17 protein-coding genes are annotated in these 14,179 nt (G+C 70.9%); 10 read left to right on the forward strand and 7 right to left on the reverse strand.

Annotated elements, in window-relative coordinates; genetic code table 11:
- Nucleotides 1-82: 82 nt before the first annotated feature.
- From A6048_RS00390 to A6048_RS00405, 4 genes are all read left to right on the forward strand, one after another.
- Nucleotides 83-1,357 carry an AI-2E family transporter gene (locus A6048_RS00390; RefSeq protein WP_107748050.1) on the forward strand — a complete coding sequence of 425 codons (1,275 nt, stop codon included), beginning with the start codon at nucleotides 83-85 and terminating at the stop codon, nucleotides 1,355-1,357.
- 25 nt (nucleotides 1,358-1,382) lie between these two features.
- Nucleotides 1,383-2,594: an acyl-CoA dehydrogenase family protein gene (locus A6048_RS00395; RefSeq protein ID WP_107747742.1), complete on the forward strand. Its 1,212-nt coding sequence runs from the start codon at nucleotides 1,383-1,385 to the stop codon at nucleotides 2,592-2,594.
- On the forward strand, nucleotides 2,591-3,079 hold the full coding sequence (locus tag A6048_RS00400; protein WP_107747743.1) for an SRPBCC family protein: 489 nt from the start codon (nucleotides 2,591-2,593) through the stop codon (nucleotides 3,077-3,079). The genes A6048_RS00395 and A6048_RS00400 overlap by 4 nt, the downstream gene beginning before the upstream one ends.
- A gap of 120 nt (nucleotides 3,080-3,199) precedes the next feature.
- Entirely contained in the window at nucleotides 3,200-4,132 is a 933-nt protein-coding gene (locus tag A6048_RS00405; RefSeq protein WP_235027664.1) for an alpha/beta fold hydrolase, read from the forward strand.
- Nucleotides 4,133-4,234: 102 nt separating this feature from the next.
- On the opposite strand, the gene A6048_RS00410 is transcribed toward A6048_RS00405, so the two are convergent.
- On the reverse strand, nucleotides 4,235-4,681 hold the full coding sequence (locus A6048_RS00410; RefSeq protein ID WP_107748052.1) for a hypothetical protein: 447 nt from the start codon (nucleotides 4,679-4,681) through the stop codon (nucleotides 4,235-4,237).
- A gap of 213 nt (nucleotides 4,682-4,894) precedes the next feature.
- Between A6048_RS00410 and A6048_RS00415 the strand changes: the two genes are divergently transcribed.
- Nucleotides 4,895-5,497 (forward strand): maltokinase N-terminal cap-like domain-containing protein, encoded by a 603-nt coding sequence (locus A6048_RS00415; RefSeq protein WP_107747744.1) that lies wholly within the window; start codon nucleotides 4,895-4,897, stop codon nucleotides 5,495-5,497.
- A gap of 210 nt (nucleotides 5,498-5,707) precedes the next feature.
- Here the strand turns inward: A6048_RS00415 and A6048_RS00420 are convergent, their stop codons facing one another.
- From A6048_RS00420 to A6048_RS00435, 4 genes are all read right to left on the reverse strand, one after another.
- Nucleotides 5,708-6,259, reverse strand: a complete 552-nt coding sequence (locus A6048_RS00420) for a YceI family protein (protein ID WP_107747745.1) — start codon at nucleotides 6,257-6,259, stop codon at nucleotides 5,708-5,710.
- A gap of 110 nt (nucleotides 6,260-6,369) precedes the next feature.
- A complete protein-coding gene (locus tag A6048_RS00425) occupies nucleotides 6,370-7,281 on the reverse strand; it encodes an alpha/beta hydrolase (protein ID WP_107747746.1) in 912 nt (303 codons plus the stop codon).
- Entirely contained in the window at nucleotides 7,278-7,931 is a 654-nt protein-coding gene (locus tag A6048_RS00430; RefSeq protein ID WP_107747747.1) for a TetR/AcrR family transcriptional regulator, read from the reverse strand. The genes A6048_RS00425 and A6048_RS00430 overlap by 4 nt, the downstream gene beginning before the upstream one ends.
- Nucleotides 7,928-9,283: a flavin-containing monooxygenase gene (locus A6048_RS00435; protein WP_107747748.1), complete on the reverse strand. Its 1,356-nt coding sequence runs from the start codon at nucleotides 9,281-9,283 to the stop codon at nucleotides 7,928-7,930. The genes A6048_RS00430 and A6048_RS00435 overlap by 4 nt, the downstream gene beginning before the upstream one ends.
- 158 nt (nucleotides 9,284-9,441) lie before the next feature.
- Here A6048_RS00435 and A6048_RS00440 point away from each other — a divergent pair, with 158 nt between their 5' ends.
- Both A6048_RS00440 and A6048_RS00445 read left to right on the forward strand, forming a co-directional pair.
- Nucleotides 9,442-10,254: an SDR family NAD(P)-dependent oxidoreductase gene (locus A6048_RS00440; protein ID WP_162533916.1), complete on the forward strand. Its 813-nt coding sequence runs from the start codon at nucleotides 9,442-9,444 to the stop codon at nucleotides 10,252-10,254.
- A 71-nt stretch (nucleotides 10,255-10,325) separates the two neighbouring features.
- Nucleotides 10,326-11,195, forward strand: a complete 870-nt coding sequence (locus A6048_RS00445; RefSeq protein ID WP_107748054.1) for an SDR family NAD(P)-dependent oxidoreductase — start codon at nucleotides 10,326-10,328, stop codon at nucleotides 11,193-11,195.
- A gap of 54 nt (nucleotides 11,196-11,249) precedes the next feature.
- Here the strand turns inward: A6048_RS00445 and A6048_RS00450 are convergent, their stop codons facing one another.
- Complete coding sequence (locus A6048_RS00450; RefSeq protein WP_107747749.1) at nucleotides 11,250-11,660, reverse strand: cupin domain-containing protein; 411 nt, start codon at nucleotides 11,658-11,660, stop codon at nucleotides 11,250-11,252.
- The gene (locus A6048_RS00455) at nucleotides 11,657-12,082 is read right to left on the reverse strand and encodes a DUF1622 domain-containing protein (RefSeq protein WP_107747750.1); all 426 of its coding nucleotides are present in this window, start codon (nucleotides 12,080-12,082) and stop codon (nucleotides 11,657-11,659) included. Before A6048_RS00455 ends, A6048_RS00450 begins: the two co-directional genes overlap by 4 nt.
- An 81-nt stretch (nucleotides 12,083-12,163) precedes the next feature.
- Here A6048_RS00455 and A6048_RS00460 point away from each other — a divergent pair, with 81 nt between their 5' ends.
- From A6048_RS00460 to A6048_RS00470, 3 genes are read left to right on the forward strand one after another with little or no spacing between them, the layout of a single operon-like run.
- The gene (locus A6048_RS00460; protein ID WP_107747751.1) at nucleotides 12,164-13,282 is read left to right on the forward strand and encodes an LLM class flavin-dependent oxidoreductase; all 1,119 of its coding nucleotides are present in this window, start codon (nucleotides 12,164-12,166) and stop codon (nucleotides 13,280-13,282) included.
- 60 nt (nucleotides 13,283-13,342) lie between these two features.
- Nucleotides 13,343-13,708, forward strand: a complete 366-nt coding sequence (locus A6048_RS00465) for an MTH1187 family thiamine-binding protein (RefSeq protein ID WP_107747752.1) — start codon at nucleotides 13,343-13,345, stop codon at nucleotides 13,706-13,708.
- Complete coding sequence (locus A6048_RS00470) at nucleotides 13,705-14,172, forward strand: hypothetical protein (RefSeq protein ID WP_107747753.1); 468 nt, start codon at nucleotides 13,705-13,707, stop codon at nucleotides 14,170-14,172. The genes A6048_RS00465 and A6048_RS00470 overlap by 4 nt, the downstream gene beginning before the upstream one ends.
- Nucleotides 14,173-14,179 lie beyond the last annotated feature (7 nt).

Consider the following 14,179-nt stretch of genomic DNA (forward strand, 5'->3'; position numbering starts at 1 on the left):
TCGTCCGGCAGCCGATCACACCTTCCGACGGGCACGGACGATCCACCTTCTGACGGGCACGGACCCGCTTAAGGTGATCACCATGACGACCCCGGGACCCTATGGCGACGACGCCGGTCCGGCCGCGATCGCCCGAGCCCATCTGCCCTACCCGGTGGTCCTCGCGGCGGCGTGGTCGGCGTGCCTGCTGCTGATCGCCGGAGGCGGCTGGATCCTCGGCGAGGCGATCGGCCGGGTCTCGTTGATCGTCGCGCCCGTCGCCATCGCGGTGTTGCTCGCGGCCATGCTCAGGCCCCTGGTGGACCGCGTGCCCGCGCGGGTCCCGCGGGCGGGGGCGGCCCTCGTCGTCGTCGTCGGGGTCCTGGTCCTGGTCATGGGAGCGCTGGCGGCGGTGACCACCCAGCTCGCCACCGGGTTCCCCGAGATGAGGGAGAAGATCAGCAGCGGCACCGACGCCGCCCTGCAGTGGCTGGAGGACGGCCCCCTCCACCTGACCGCAGATCGGCTGCAGGAGGCCGTCACCCAGGTGCGGACCTGGCTCGAGTCCAACTCCGAGGCCGTGGCCGCGGGTGCGGTCCAGTTCGGCCACAGCGCCGTCGACGCCGTGGCCGGCCTGCTCATCTGCCTGGTCACGCTGTTCTTCTTCCTCTACCACGGCGAGAAGCTGTGGGAGTTCTTCGTCCGCTGGTTCCCGCGGGCCAGCCGCGGCCAGGTCGACGGGGCGTTCCGCCGTGGCTGGGGCAGCCTCGGGGCATACACCCGGACCCAGCTCACGGTGGCCGCCATCAACGCGACCGGGGTCGGCCTCGGTGCGCTCGTGCTGCGCGTGCCGTTCGTGATCCCCATCGTCGTGGTGGTGTTCCTGGCGTCCTTCGTGCCCATCGTCGGCACCCTCGTCGCCGGCATGATTCCGACCGCCCTCGCGCTCGTGGACCGGGGGCTGGTGATCGCGATAGCGATGCTGGCGATCGTCGTGGTGGTGCACCAGATCGAGTCCCACCTGCTGCAGCCCATCCTCATGGGGCACGCCGTGGCGCTCCATCCGCTGGCCGTGATCCTGGTGGTGGCCACGGGAACGTACCTGTTCGGGGTGGTGGGCGCGCTGTTCGCGGTGCCCGTCACCGCCATGGCCAACACCGTGGTGAGATACCTGGCCGCGGGGGAGGGGCCGGGTGGGGAACCCGCCGGGGAATCCGCCGGGGGGCCGGGGCTGGTGCCCGACCGCGCCGAGGTGTCCGGGCCCGACTCCGACGACGACGACGCCGGGCGCCGGGACGACGACGAGGCCGGGCGCCGGGACGACGACGAGGCCGGGAACGAGCGCGCCGTCCCCGGCGGCGACCCCACCACCCGCTGACCAACCGCCCCACCGAGAGGATCCGATGACCTTCAGCATGGAACTGACCGAGGAGCAGCGCGAGCTGCAGAACTGGGCTCACGCCTTTGCCGAGGAGGTCATCCGGCCGGCCGCCCACGAGTGGGACGAGCGCGAGGAGACGCCGTGGCCGATCATCCAGGAGGCGGCAAAGATCGGCCTGTACGGCTACGAGATCATGGCGACGCTGCGGCAGGACGCCACCGGGCAGTCGTACCCGATCCTGTGCGAGGAGCTGTTCTGGGGCGACGCCGGGATCGGCATGTCCATCATGGGCACCGGGCTCGCCGCCGCGGGTATCGCCTCGGCCGGGACCACGGAGCAGATCTTCGAGTGGGTACCCCGCTGCTACGGCACCGAGGCCGAGCCGGCGGTCGGCGGGTTCTGCTCGTCCGAGCCGGAGGCCGGCAGCGACGTGGGCAACATGCGGACCCGGGCCCGCTACGACGAGGCCACGGACGAGTGGGTGATCTCCGGCCAGAAGGCGTGGGTGACCAACGGCGGCGTGGCCTCGGTGCTGGTGGTGCAGGCGGTGGTGGACCCGGAACTCGGCTCCCGCGGCCAGGCCGCCTTCGTGGTGGAGGCCGGGACCCCCGGGATCGTGGCCGGCAACAGACTCAAGAAGCACGGACTGCGCGCCTCGGCGACGGCCGACATCTTCTTCGACGACGTCCGGGTGCCGGGCTCGGCGCTGCTCGGGGGCAAGGACACGCTCGACGAGAAACTGGCCCGGGCCCGCGAGGGCGAGCGGACCGGGGGCCAGGCGGCCATGGCCACGTTCGAGCGGACCCGCCCCACCGTGGGAGCGATGGCCGTGGGCATCGCCCGGGCCGCACACGAGTACGCCCTCGAGTACGCCAAGGAGCGGGTGGTGTTCGACCGACCGATCATCGAGAACCAGGCCATCTCGTTCCTGCTCGCGGACATGGCGGTGGAGATCGACGCCTCGCGACTGCTGGTGCGCAGGGCGGCGTGGTTGGGCGCGACGCGGCAACCCATGGCCCGGGCCGAGGGCTCGATGTCCAAGCTCAAGGCCGGTCGTACCGCCGTGTGGGCCACCGAGCGCGCCATCCAGATCCTCGGCGGGGTGGGCTACACCCGCGAGTACCCGGTCGAGCGGATGCACCGCGACGCCAAGATCTACGACATCTTCGAGGGCACCGAACAGATCCAACAGCTGGTGATCGCCCGTGCGATCTCCGGATTGCGCTTGCCGTGAGTCCGGGGGGTTCCCGGGGAACCGGGTCCGCGGTCGAGGTGGTGCGGTCGAGCGTGGTCCGCGCCCCGCGTGACGAGGTGTGGGCCCGCGTGGTCACCGCCGAGGGGGTCAGCGACGAGTTCCGGCCCCTGCTGCGCATGCGGTTCCCGGCGGGACTTGCGGGGGCCTCCATCGCGGACCTGCCGCTGGGACGGTCGATCGGGCGGGCCTGGATCCTGCTCGGCGGGGTCATCCCGGTGGAGTACGACGACCTGGTGGTGGTGGAGATGGAGGCGCCCCGGTACTTCCAGGAGCGCTCGGAGCTCGGGTCGTGTCGGGTGTGGGAGCACCGACGCGAGCTCGACTCGCTGGCCGACGGCTCCACCCGGATCACCGACACCCTGCGGGCCGTGCCTCGTGCGCTCGTTCCCGGACCGGTCGTCCGCGCGGTGGTCAGCGCACTGTTCGACCACCGGCACCGGCGGCTCGCCCGCGGATTCAGGTGAGGGTTCCGGCGCGGTGTGATAGAGAGAACTGCTCGCCAGGCCCCTGATGGCGCACAATGGGGTCTGGTACTCCTGGCGACGAGGTACGGCGCGGAGTCCGTCCCCGAGGGGGAATGCGACATGCAGAACGCCGATGTACACAAGACCGAGATGCAGCGGACAAGGCTCCACGGCCGCGAGCTGGCCTACCGCGAGGCGGGGGCGGGCGCGGGAAAGCCCACGCTGCTGCTCATCCACGGTATGGCGGGTAGTTCCATCACCTGGCGCGAGCTGATCCCGCGTCTGGAATCGAAGTTCCACATCATCGCCCCCGACCTGCCCGGTCACGGGGAGAGCTCACTCGACTTCGACGACTATTCGCTCGGTGCGATGGCGTCGGCCCTGCGCGACCTGCTGGTGGTCAAGGGCATCACGCGCTGCACGGTCATCGGCCAGTCGCTCGGTGGCGGCGTGGCCCTGCAGTTCGTCTACCAGTACCCCGACTTCTGTGAGCGCATCGCGCTGATCGGCAGCGGCGGCCTGGGCAAGGAGGTCAACTGGATCCTGCGCCTGCTCGCGGTCCCCGGCGCCGAGCTCCTGCTGTCGGCGGGCGCAGCCCCGTTCGTGGTGTCCGCCGGGGACAAGGCCCGCGGATTCTTCAGCGGCAAGGGTGTCCGCGCTATCGCCCTCCAGGAGCCGTGGGCGGCGTACGAGTCCCTCGGCAGGCCCGGCCACCGGCGCACCTTCTTCAAGACGCTCCGGGCCGTCGTGGACAACAAGGGCCAGGCCGTCTCCGCGAACAACCGGCTCTACCTGGCGGCGCAGCTGCCGTTCCAGCTGATCTGGGGCGACCGGGACCCGATCATCCCCGTCTCACACGGGCACACCACCCACGAGGCGATCCCGGGCAGCCGGCTCGCGATCGTCGAGGGCACCGGGCACTACCCACACGTCGAGGATCCCGCCGCCGTCGAGCGGATCCTCACCGACTTCCTGGAGTCGACCGAGCCCGGCCACATCGATCACCAGCTCCTCAGCCAGCTCGTGACCGCGGGCGGCGACGCGGACCAGTAGGGGCTCCGGAGCGCGGACCGGTGGGGGCCCGGAAATGACGTCAGCCCCGGCTCCCCTCGCGGGGGGCCGGGGCTGAGCCGGGGCTGTTCTGAGCCGGGTCTGTCAGGCCTCGGCGTCGACCGCGTCGTCCTCGACGGTGTCGTCCCCACCGGTGTCATCGCTGCCGGTGTCGCCGCTGCCGGTGTCACCGTCACCCGGGACCTCGGCGTCGATGCCACGGAGGATGTCGATCGCACCGGGGATGTCGCCGGTCATCGCGGTGGAGATGGCCAGATCGGCGTTCGCCTCACACTCGTCGCCCGACAGGCCGGGGGCCACGCCGCCCACGGAGCCGAGGAAGTCGTACGCGGAGATCGTGCCGCAGAGCTGCAGCGCGATGTCCGACACCTCGGCAGGGGTCTCGACGTCGTCGAGGTCCGTCTCGCCGGCCGCGGGGGCGCCCACCGAACCACTGTCGAGGCCGGGGAGGTCGCTCTGGGCGGCGGCCAGGCCGGCACCGGAGAAGGACAGTGCAGCAGCGGAACCGATGATCGCGATGGTCTTCTTCATGGTGGTCACCTTTCGATCGAGCACCGGGATCTCCCGGAGGCACGGCGGTCACCGTAACGGCGATGGCCAGTCGCATGCTGTGACGGCGCTCACATCGTCCCGATCCGCGGTCGATGGAATCCGGCGATGCGCAGGAGCAACGCCGCCCGGACAAATTCTTCTTCATCTCGCCGAGTGTTTGCCGCGCCGCCGCTCTACAGGGATGCTTATTCCATGAGCGGAACCGCCGAGATCTATGACGCAGTCCTCAGCCCGGGCAAGATCGAGCTGCTCCGGGCGTGGATCCGCCACCAGTCCTGGTTCGACGGCGACCCGGCGCGACTCGAGCAGGTGACCGCCTACCGGTTCGTCGACCCCGACGGCGAGGTGGGCATGGAGTCCTTCCTCGTCACGGATGGCACCCGCACGTTCCACGTCCCCGTCACCTATCGGGGGGCGGAACTCCCGGAGGCGCAGGACGCCCTGGTCGGGACCATCGAGCACTCTGTCCTCGGGCGGCGCTGGGTGTACGACGCGCCGGCCGATCCCGTGTATGTCGCCGAGGTGCGCCGGGTCGTCAGCCACCGGGACGCCGCCGCCGACCATCTGGCGGTGGAGGACGGCACCATCACGCCGTCGCCGGTGAACATCCGCGGCGGCGGGGACGGGTCCGTAGGAGACGCCGACGCCGATGCCGCACCGCAGGTCATCCGGGTGATCGACGAGGAGAACGACGCCGAGGCGGACTGCCCGCTCATCGGATCCCCGGGCACACTCAGCGGAACCTGGCAGGACGCCGACGGCTCGCACACCGCGGTCTTCGTCGTCGTCCCCTAGTCCGAACCCTGGCCCGTCACCCGGCCCGCGCACAGGCCCCGCCCTCGCCGGTCCGGACCGCTACGCGAACAACGCCGCCCCCACCTCGTAGGAGGTGGGGGCGGCGTTGCGCGAACCGGGCGTCTCAACCGGGCGTCTCGCCCGGGTTGCCCAGACGAGTTGCTCAGACGGGGGTCCAACCGGGGACTGCCCGCCCGGGCCGGGTCGGGCTCAGGCCTCCTTGATGGCCGAGAGCTCGATCTCGAGGGTGACCTTCTCCGAGACGAGCACGCCACCGGTCTCGAGCGCGGCGTTCCAGGACAGACCGAAGTCACTGCGGTTGATCACGGTGGAGCCCTCGAACCCGGCACGGAGGTTGCCGAAGGGGTCGGTGGCGGTGCCCTCGAACTCGAAGGGGATGGTCACGGACTTCGTGGTGCCCTTGATGGTGAGGTCTCCCGTGACGTCGACGCCGCCGGAACCGTTCGGGGAGATGGTGGTGGAGTGGAAGGTGATCTCCGGGTGGTTCTCCATGTCGAAGAAGTCATTGGACTTGAGGTGGCCGTCGCGGTCGGCGTTGCGGGTGTCGATCGAGGAGGCGTTGATGACGACCTCGGCGGTCGCGCCCTCGACGCCCTCCGCAGGGACGGTGACCTTGCCCGTGTAGTCGTTGAACGACCCGCGGACCTTGGTGACCATCGCGTGGCGGGTGACGAAGCCGAGGCGGGTGTGGGTCGGGTCGAGGTTCCAGGTGCCGGTCAGGTCGGTGAGGGTGGCGGTCATGGTGACTCCTTCAGAGGATGTCCCGGCTGGACGCCGGGGCGTTTGGTTGTTGTGTCACCTACAATAACGCGCCGATGGTGATGCGTCAACAAGCAATGCGGAGAAGGCGGTCAACCGAGGTGACGGCGCAGGAAGTGCAGTGCGTGTGTCACCGCGAGCTCGTGGCACTGTCGCCCGGGGAAGAGGTCGAAGTGGTCACCCGGGTAGTGGCGCACCTCTGCGCGGGCAGCGAACGCCGCGTTGCCCGCGGAGTGTGGTGGCGCACTCCGGTCGAGGTCGGCGATCTGCATCAGGACGGGGAGCCCGGCGAGATCCCCGGCTCTCGCTCCGGGCCGGAAGGAGCCCAGTACCGCCCCGACCCCGCCCCCGATCTCGTTGCGCCAGGTCGGTCCCGCGACCGAGCGGTAGGCATCCTCGTACCCCTCCAGGGAGAGCACTGCGTTCGATCCCGGCGGGCCGACCAGCGGGACCATCGGCTCCGTGCGGCCCAGGGCCGCCGCCGCCTTGGCCGCGAGTGTGGTGCCGGCCGAACGGAGCAGGGTGCCCGGCTGGTGCTGACGCGCGGCGGCCACCGCCGCGGCCCGACCGTCGAGTAGCGGGACCACCGCGATCACCCCGGCGATGGTCGACGACCCACCCGGATCCCGCGCCACCTCGAGCGCGTGCCCGCCGCCCAGTGAGCACCCCCACAGCACGATCCGGTCGGCGTCGACGTCCGGCCGGTCCGAGACCGCGGCGACCGCCGCCCGGAAGTCGTCCTGCTGCCGGGACGGCGACACGACCTGGCGGGGTCCGCCACCGGACCGGCCGAAACCCCGGTAGTCGAAGGCGAAGGCCGCGTACCCGGCCGCCGCGAAGGCCTCGGCGAACGGGAGCAGGCCCGAGTCGGCCGTGCCCCCCAGACCGTGGACCATGACCACGCAGGGTGCGGGATCGGTCCCGCCCGCGGGGAGGAACCAGCCACGGCAGGTGTCCCCGCCGGAGCGGAACTCGAGGTCGACTGGAGTGATCTGACTGGTCACGAGTGTTCTCCTGGATTGTCGACCGACGGGTCCGGACGGCCGTAGATGGCCCGGACCCACAGGTCGGAGGCGGTGGCGATCATGGGTTCCCGATCCGCACCGGGGTCATAGACGAGGTGTTCGAGCACCGATTCGTTGATCTGGATGAGGGCCGTGGCGAGCGAATCCGCATCGGCCCCATCGGGGGCCCGGCCGGCCGCCCGCTCCGAACGGATGTACTCGGCGATCGGTGCCGCCAGCTCGGCCCGTCCCTCGTCCCAGAGGCGGCGCATGGGCTCGTGCGTGGTGCGCGCGGTGAGCAGGGCCCGGTAGACGTGCGCGTTGTCGACCATCCGGTCCGCGAGGCGGCTCAGCGTGGCGGACACGCGGGACCGGAAGCGGCCGTCGGAGTTCACCAGCATGTCGTTCGACTTGGCGGCGGTCGCCTGGATGGAGGAGAGCAGCACCGTCACGGCCGCGGCCTTGGAGTCGAAGTAGAAGTAGAACGCCGAGCGGGTGATCCCGGCCGCGTCGGTGAGATCGGCCACGGAGATGTCGTCGAGTTTGGTGGTGCGCAGTTGTCGGTCGAGCTCGGCCAACAAGGCCTCCCGTCGACGGTCCCCACGCGGGGAACCGTTCGAGCCCTCACCACCGGTGCCGCCCGCGCTCACGCGGTCGCCGCCGACCGGATCATCCCGCCGAGGCGTGACGCGCGCTCCCTGCCCTGGGGGATCTCGTGGGTACGCAGATCGTGTTCGTAGAGGAAATAGTCCACCTGCTGCTGGTGTCGCGGGGTGTCGAGCATGTGACCGATGTACTTCTTCTCGTCGGCCACGATGACCTGCTCCATCTCCGCCCGCCCCGGGGTCCGGTACAGGCCGGCCGCCCACGCGGCGGCCAGCCGGGCCTGGGCCTCGACGAACGGGAACAGAGTGGGTGTGGACTGGGCGAAGCCGACCATCACGAGGTCGTCGATCCCCGGCGAGAACATCCGCTTGTAGAGCGGCACGTGGTTGTGCGCGTCGGCGCTGAGGAACTCGGGGTCGAAGAACGGGAACGAGGTGTTGTAGCCGGTGGCCTGGATGACCACGTCGAACTCCTGGGCCGTGCCGTCCTCGAAGTGCACGGTCCGTCCCTCGAAACGAGCGATGTTGCCCTTGGCCGTGATGTCCCCCGAGCCCAGCCGCAGCGGCAACTCGACGGACTGGGTGGGGTGGGCCTCGAAGAACTTGTGGTTGGGCTTGGGCAGCCCGTAGGACTCGGGTCGACCCGCCGACATCGGCTGCATGGCCTGGATGGCCTTGCGCTGCCACGAATAGGGCAGGAACGGGAACGTGGCGAAGTACTTGTCGGCCGGTTGGCCGGCGATGTACTTCGGGACGATCCACGCGCCCGACCGGGTGGAGATCACCACCTCGTTCCGCATCACCTTGGAGGACAGTTCGACCGCGATGTCGGCGGCGCTGTTGCCCAGGCCCACCACGAGGACGCGCTTGTCCATCAGCTCCAGCGGGTCCCACGGGTCGACGTAGGCGTGCGAGTGGATCATCTCGCCGGTGAACTCGCCCGGGAAGTCGCCGAACCGCGGGTCCCAGTGGTGTCCGTTCCCCACCACCAGCGCGTCGAAGCGACGGGTGCCGGTGTGCTCGGTGGTCAGCTCCCAGCCGCCGCCCTCGAGGCGCTCGGCGTGCAGCACCCGGTTCTCGAACTCGATCGATCGCAGCAGGTCGAAGGCCTCGGCGTAGTCGTCGAGGTACTGCTTGATCTGCGAATGGTGCGGGAAGTCCGGGAATTCCTCGGGCATGGGGAAGTCGCGGAAACTCAGCTGGTGCTTGGAGGTGTCGATGTGCAGCGACCGGTACGCGCTCGAACTCCCGTTGGGGTTGTCGAACGCCCAGTTGCCGCCGATCCGGTCGGAGGCCTCGAAGCACACCGCCCCGATGCCGTAGTCCTCGAGCATCTTCAGGGTGGTGAGACCACTGATGCCCGCGCCGATGACGGCGACGGTGGGGATGGATGTCATGGGAACCTCTTCGGGCCGGGGGACCGCCGCGCCGGAAAGCTATGGCGCGAATCACATTGCGGTCCTAGATTATGGCCAGGGATTGACGGGCGTCAACAGCGTCCCTGGCGCGCTGACGGGGCACCTCGCCCCGGGCCCCATCCCGGACGGAGGCGGAAATGGCAGACGACACGACCGGTAGGCGGCACGCGGTGGTGGTCGGCGGCGCATCCGGGATCGGATGGGCCACGGCGCGGCAGCTCGCCTCGGACGGGTGGCGGGTGACGGTGGCCGACGTCAACGGCGACCTCGCCGAGGCGCGCGTGGCCGAGCTGGCCGAGCTGGCGGACTCGGCCGGCCTGGGGGCCTCGACCGGCCCCCACGGTCCGGGTCACGACCACAGGGTCGTCGACGTGGTGGACGAGTCCTCGGTGGAGGCGCTGTTCTCCGGCACCGGCCCCGAGCTGGTTGTCACCACAGCCGGGGTGAGCACGCTCGGGCTGGTCACCGACCACGACACCGCGGAGTTCAGGCGTGTCGTGGACGTGTGTCTCACCGGCGCGTTCCTCGTGCTCAAACACGCCGGACGGGTGGTCGGCGAGGGCGGGTCGATCGTCGCCATCGCCTCGCTCAACGCGCGGCAGCCCGGCCGGGGGATGGCCGCGTACTGCGCGGCCAAGGCCGGTCTGGTGATGCTGGCCCAGGTCGCCGCACTCGAGCTCGGGGAGCGGGGGATCCGGGTGAACACGGTCTCACCCGGGTTCCTGGTCACCCCGCTCACCGAACCGGTCCTGCAGATCCCCGGGCTCGCCGAGGAGTACGCCGAGAACGCGGCGGTCCCGCACCGGGGCACCGCGGAGGACGTCGCCCGGGCGGTGCTCTACCTCGCGGACTCGCCCTGGATGACGGGGGAGGACCTGGCCGTCGACGGCGGCGCCCAGTTGCGCCGCTATCCGGATGTGCTCGGTCTGGCCACCAAGGCGTTCTCGTGAGGCCGGGTCGGGGCCGCCGGGGAGACGGCCGCCGCAGGGGAAGCCGCGGTGACGGCCGTGGTGCCGCGGCGCTGCCAGGGCGGTCCGCGATCGTCACCGGCGGCGGCTCGGGGATCGGCGCCGCGCTGGCCCGCGCCCTGGTGGCGGCCGGGGCCCACGTCGTAGTGACGGACATCGACCCGGTGGCTGCCCGGCGGGTCGCGGAGGAGATCACCGCGGGAGCCGGCGGCGCCGGGGGCGGGCCCTCGGGCGCGACGGTCACCGGAACCGCCCGGTCGGCGGCGCTCGATGTCACCGATGCCCAGGCGGTGTCCGACCTGGTCGGCGAGGTGGTCGCCGAGCACGGGGGCCTGGACCTCATGTTCGCCAACGCCGGCATCACCTGGGGAGGGGACACCGAGCAGCTCACCCTGGGGCAGTGGGACGCGATCATCGAGGTGAACATCCGCGGGGTCGTGCACTGCGTCCACGCGGCGTACCCGGAGATGATCCGCCGGGGGTCGGGGTCGATCGTGCTCACCGCCTCCATGGGCGGGTTGTGCCCTGCGGGCCTGATCACCAGCTACGCCATGACCAAACACGCCGTGGTGGGGCTCGGGCTCTCGCTGCGCGCTGAGGCGGCAGGCCACGGCGTCGGTGTGACCGTGGTGTGCCCGGCCGCGGTGGACACCGCGATCCTGGACAAGGGCGAGCTCGACGGCTTCGACGGCCGCCACTACTACCTCGAGGGTCAGGGCGTACGGGAACCGCTGGACCCGGATCTGTTGGCGGAGAGCGTCCTGCGTGGTGTCCGGGAGAACCGGGCGCTCGTGATCGAACCCGCGCGGGCCCGGGCGACGTGGCGGCTGCAGCGCCTGTCGCCCGCGCTGATGGACCGGATGCTCACGAGGTACGTGCGCGCGACGAGGCGCCGGCGGGACGAGGGTCCCGCCGGCGCCTGAACCCGGCGCGTCGCCAGGCGCCCCGGTTGTCGTCGACTCAGGGCGCGACGTGCCTCAGTGCTCGTCGGCGTCCGACTCGGCCTTGGTCGCGTGGACGGTGCCGTGCTCGTGCTCCGGCGGGGCGTAGATCGAGTAGACCTTGAGCGGCTCGTCGCCGATGTTGGTGACGTTGTGCCACGACCCGGCGGGCACGAGGATCACCCAGTCGTCGCCGACCTCCTCGTCGAACTCCAACCGGTCCTCGGCCGGCCCCATCTGGACGCGGCCGCGACCCTGTTCGACCCGCAGGAACTGGTCGTGGTCCTCGTGTACCTCGAGTCCGATGTCGTCCCCGGGGGCGATCGCCATGACCGTCATCTGCAGGTTCTTGCCGGTCCACAGCGTGGTCCGGTAGTTGGTGTTGCCGAGGGTCTCGTCCTCGATGTTGACGACGTAGGGGTGGGGTCCGTGATCGGTGGTGGTCATGGTGTGGTCCTCTCGCTGTCGTGCACGTCGGCTCGCGCCGGGTCGCCTCCATCATGCCGGGCGCGGTCGGCTCGCGATCCGGCTCCCTTCTGCCACGGCCACCGCCCGGAGATCTCCAGCTCGAGCGACCAGCTGAGGAAGGTCCTGATGAGCACGACGAGCGCGAGCAACCCCACCGAGTTGTAGCTCGGTGAGATCGCGACGGTCCGGATGATGTCCGCGGCCACCAGGAGTTCGAGGCCCAGTAGGATCGCGCGGCCGAGTCGGCGACGGAACGCGGTGTAGACGTCGCCCTCGTGGCCGGACCGCCGACGCGGGTCCAGGGCGAACAGTGCCGCCACCAACGCCCCCACCACGATGGCGGCCACGCCGGCCGCATCCATCGTCTTGCCGACCAGTTCCACGGCCTCGGTGAACGTCATGAACGAACTGTAGACCCGCCCGGCCGGGACGTCAGGGGTGTCCGCGGACCCTATGGTTGACAGGTCAACTAATGTGATGGCATGACTCAGCACACCACTTCCGACACGACCCCCTCGTCGTCACAGTCCGTCGCCTTTGGCCTCGACACCTTCGGTGACACCACCGTCGATCAGCAAGGCGCGCGGGTCCACCACGCCCAGGTCATCCGGGACGTCGTCGAGCAGGCGGTACTGGCCGACCAGGTGGGCGTCGACGCGTTCGGGGTGGGGGAACACCACCGGCCCGACTACGCCGTCTCCGCCCCGGATGTGGTGCTCGCCGGCATCGCGACCCGGACGAAGCGCATCACCCTCGGCTCAGCGGTCACCGTCCTGTCCAGCGACGACCCGATCCGCGTGTTCCAGCGCTTCTCCACGATCGACGCCCTGTCGAACGGGCGCGCCGAGGTCGTGTTGGGGCGCGGGTCCTTCACCGAGTCGTTCCCCCTGTTCGGCCTCGACCTCCAGCAGTACGAGCAGCTGTTCAGCGAGAAGTTGGACCTGTTCTCCGCGCTGCTGCCCGAGACGCCGGTCACGTGGTCCGGGGAGCTGCGGCGCCCCCTGGTCGACCAGCGCGTGTACCCGGAGACCGAGGGTGGGCTCTCCGCCTGGATCGCGGTGGGTGGCAGCCCCGAGTCCGTGGTGCGCGCGGCCCGGTACCGGATGCCCCTGATGCTGGCGATCATCGGCGGGGCCGCCGGTGGGTTCGCCCCCTTCGCCGACCTGTACCGCCAGGCCAACGCGCAGCTCTCGGGCGCCGACGCGCCGCGGTTGCCGATCGCCGTGCACTCACCGGGCTTCGTCGCGGAGACCGACGAGAAGGCCGCCGCCCTGGCTATGCCGCACTGGCTGGTCAACCGCAACAAGATCGGCCGTGAGCGCGGATGGGGGGACGCGGTGGAGGCCGATTTCCACCGCGAGGTGCGGTCCGGGGCGATGTACGTGGGCTCACCCGAGACCGTCGCGCAGAAGATCGCCGCGACCGTCCGCACGCTGGGCCTGGACCGCTTCGACCTCAAGTACGCCAGTGGACCCACCCCGCACGAGCACCTCATGAACTCTGTCGACCTCTACGGTCGCAAGGTCATCCCGCGCGTCCGGGAACTGCTGACCGGGGCCGGGTACGAGCCTGGTGTGCCGCAGCAGGTGTCCCGCGTCTGACGGCCGGTCCCGGTCGGACCTCGATCTGCGCCGCGCCGGGGAGAGGCCTACCGTGGGGCCATGCTCTTCGCGTTCTCCGTCGCACCCACCACCACCGAGGACGCGACGGCGTCCATGAGCGAGGCCGTCGCCGAGGCGGTGCGGGTGGTCCGCGCGTCCGGTCTGCCCCACGAGACCACCTCGATGTTCACCACCATCGAGGGCGACTGGGACGAGGTCATGCCCGTCGTCCGCGCCGCCACCGAGGCGGTCCTGGCGGTCTCCCCGCGCGTGAGCCTGGTGCTCAAGGCCGACCTGCGACCCGGCCGCTCCGGTGAGCTGCGCGGAAAGGTGGACCGGGTGGAGCACCGCCTGCAACACGGCCTGGCGGCGGACCCTGGGGGTGGGACGACAGACGGCGACGACGACGAGGTGGTCGCCTCGTGACCTCCCGCACTCCCTCGGATCACTCTGTGAACGACTCCGGATCCGCCGGCCCGCACGGCGCGGACGGCCCGGCCCCGCGTGGTGCGCAGACGGTCGCGTACGTGGCGGCCACCGCGCTCGGCGGGATCGGCGCGCTCGTGGTGGCGGCCGTAGAACTGACCTCCCCCGAGGCCGGCACCCTCGACGTCCTGCTGTGGAGCGCGCTCGCGGTGTTGCTTTTCGCCGCGGCCGCCCGCCGGTGGTGGTTCGGGGCCAGCGGCGAGGACCGCTCGCGTCGCATCGCCTCCGAGCTCGGGGCGGCCGAGGTCGCCGAGGCGGTGCAGTCCTCGTCCGGTGAGGTCGACGCGGTCCGGCGACTCCGGGTGGCGCACCCCGGTCTCGGGCTCCGGGACGCCTACGAGCTCGTCCAGCGCCACCGCGGCGACCGTCGGAGCGTGGAGGGCCGCAGCAGCGGTATCGGCTGACCCGGCT

The sequence above is a fragment of the Dietzia psychralcaliphila genome, assembly GCF_003096095.1.
GTDB classification, from domain to species: domain Bacteria; phylum Actinomycetota; class Actinomycetes; order Mycobacteriales; family Mycobacteriaceae; genus Dietzia; species Dietzia psychralcaliphila.

What these genes read in the sequence shown, in the direction of transcription:
- A6048_RS00390 (WP_107748050.1), top strand. Translation starts at nt 83, where the DNA reads ATGACGACCCCGGGACCCTATGGCGACGACGCCGGTCCGGCCGCGATC.
- A6048_RS00395 (WP_107747742.1), top strand. Translation starts at nt 1,383, where the DNA reads ATGACCTTCAGCATGGAACTGACCGAGGAGCAGCGCGAGCTGCAGAAC.
- A6048_RS00435 (WP_107747748.1), bottom strand. Translation starts at nt 9,283, where the DNA reads ATGACATCCATCCCCACCGTCGCCGTCATCGGCGCGGGCATCAGTGGT.
- A6048_RS00415 (WP_107747744.1), top strand. Translation starts at nt 4,895, where the DNA reads ATGAGCGGAACCGCCGAGATCTATGACGCAGTCCTCAGCCCGGGCAAG.
- A6048_RS00450 (WP_107747749.1), bottom strand. Translation starts at nt 11,660, where the DNA reads ATGACCACCACCGATCACGGACCCCACCCCTACGTCGTCAACATCGAG.
- A6048_RS00465 (WP_107747752.1), top strand. Translation starts at nt 13,343, where the DNA reads ATGCTCTTCGCGTTCTCCGTCGCACCCACCACCACCGAGGACGCGACG.
- A6048_RS00410 (WP_107748052.1), bottom strand. Translation starts at nt 4,681, where the DNA reads ATGAAGAAGACCATCGCGATCATCGGTTCCGCTGCTGCACTGTCCTTC.
- A6048_RS00440 (WP_162533916.1), top strand. Translation starts at nt 9,442, where the DNA reads ATGGCAGACGACACGACCGGTAGGCGGCACGCGGTGGTGGTCGGCGGC.
- A6048_RS00455 (WP_107747750.1), bottom strand. Translation starts at nt 12,082, where the DNA reads ATGACGTTCACCGAGGCCGTGGAACTGGTCGGCAAGACGATGGATGCG.
- A6048_RS00405 (WP_235027664.1), top strand. Translation starts at nt 3,200, where the DNA reads ATGCAGAACGCCGATGTACACAAGACCGAGATGCAGCGGACAAGGCTC.
- A6048_RS00460 (WP_107747751.1), top strand. Translation starts at nt 12,164, where the DNA reads ATGACTCAGCACACCACTTCCGACACGACCCCCTCGTCGTCACAGTCC.
- A6048_RS00420 (WP_107747745.1), bottom strand. Translation starts at nt 6,259, where the DNA reads ATGACCGCCACCCTCACCGACCTGACCGGCACCTGGAACCTCGACCCG.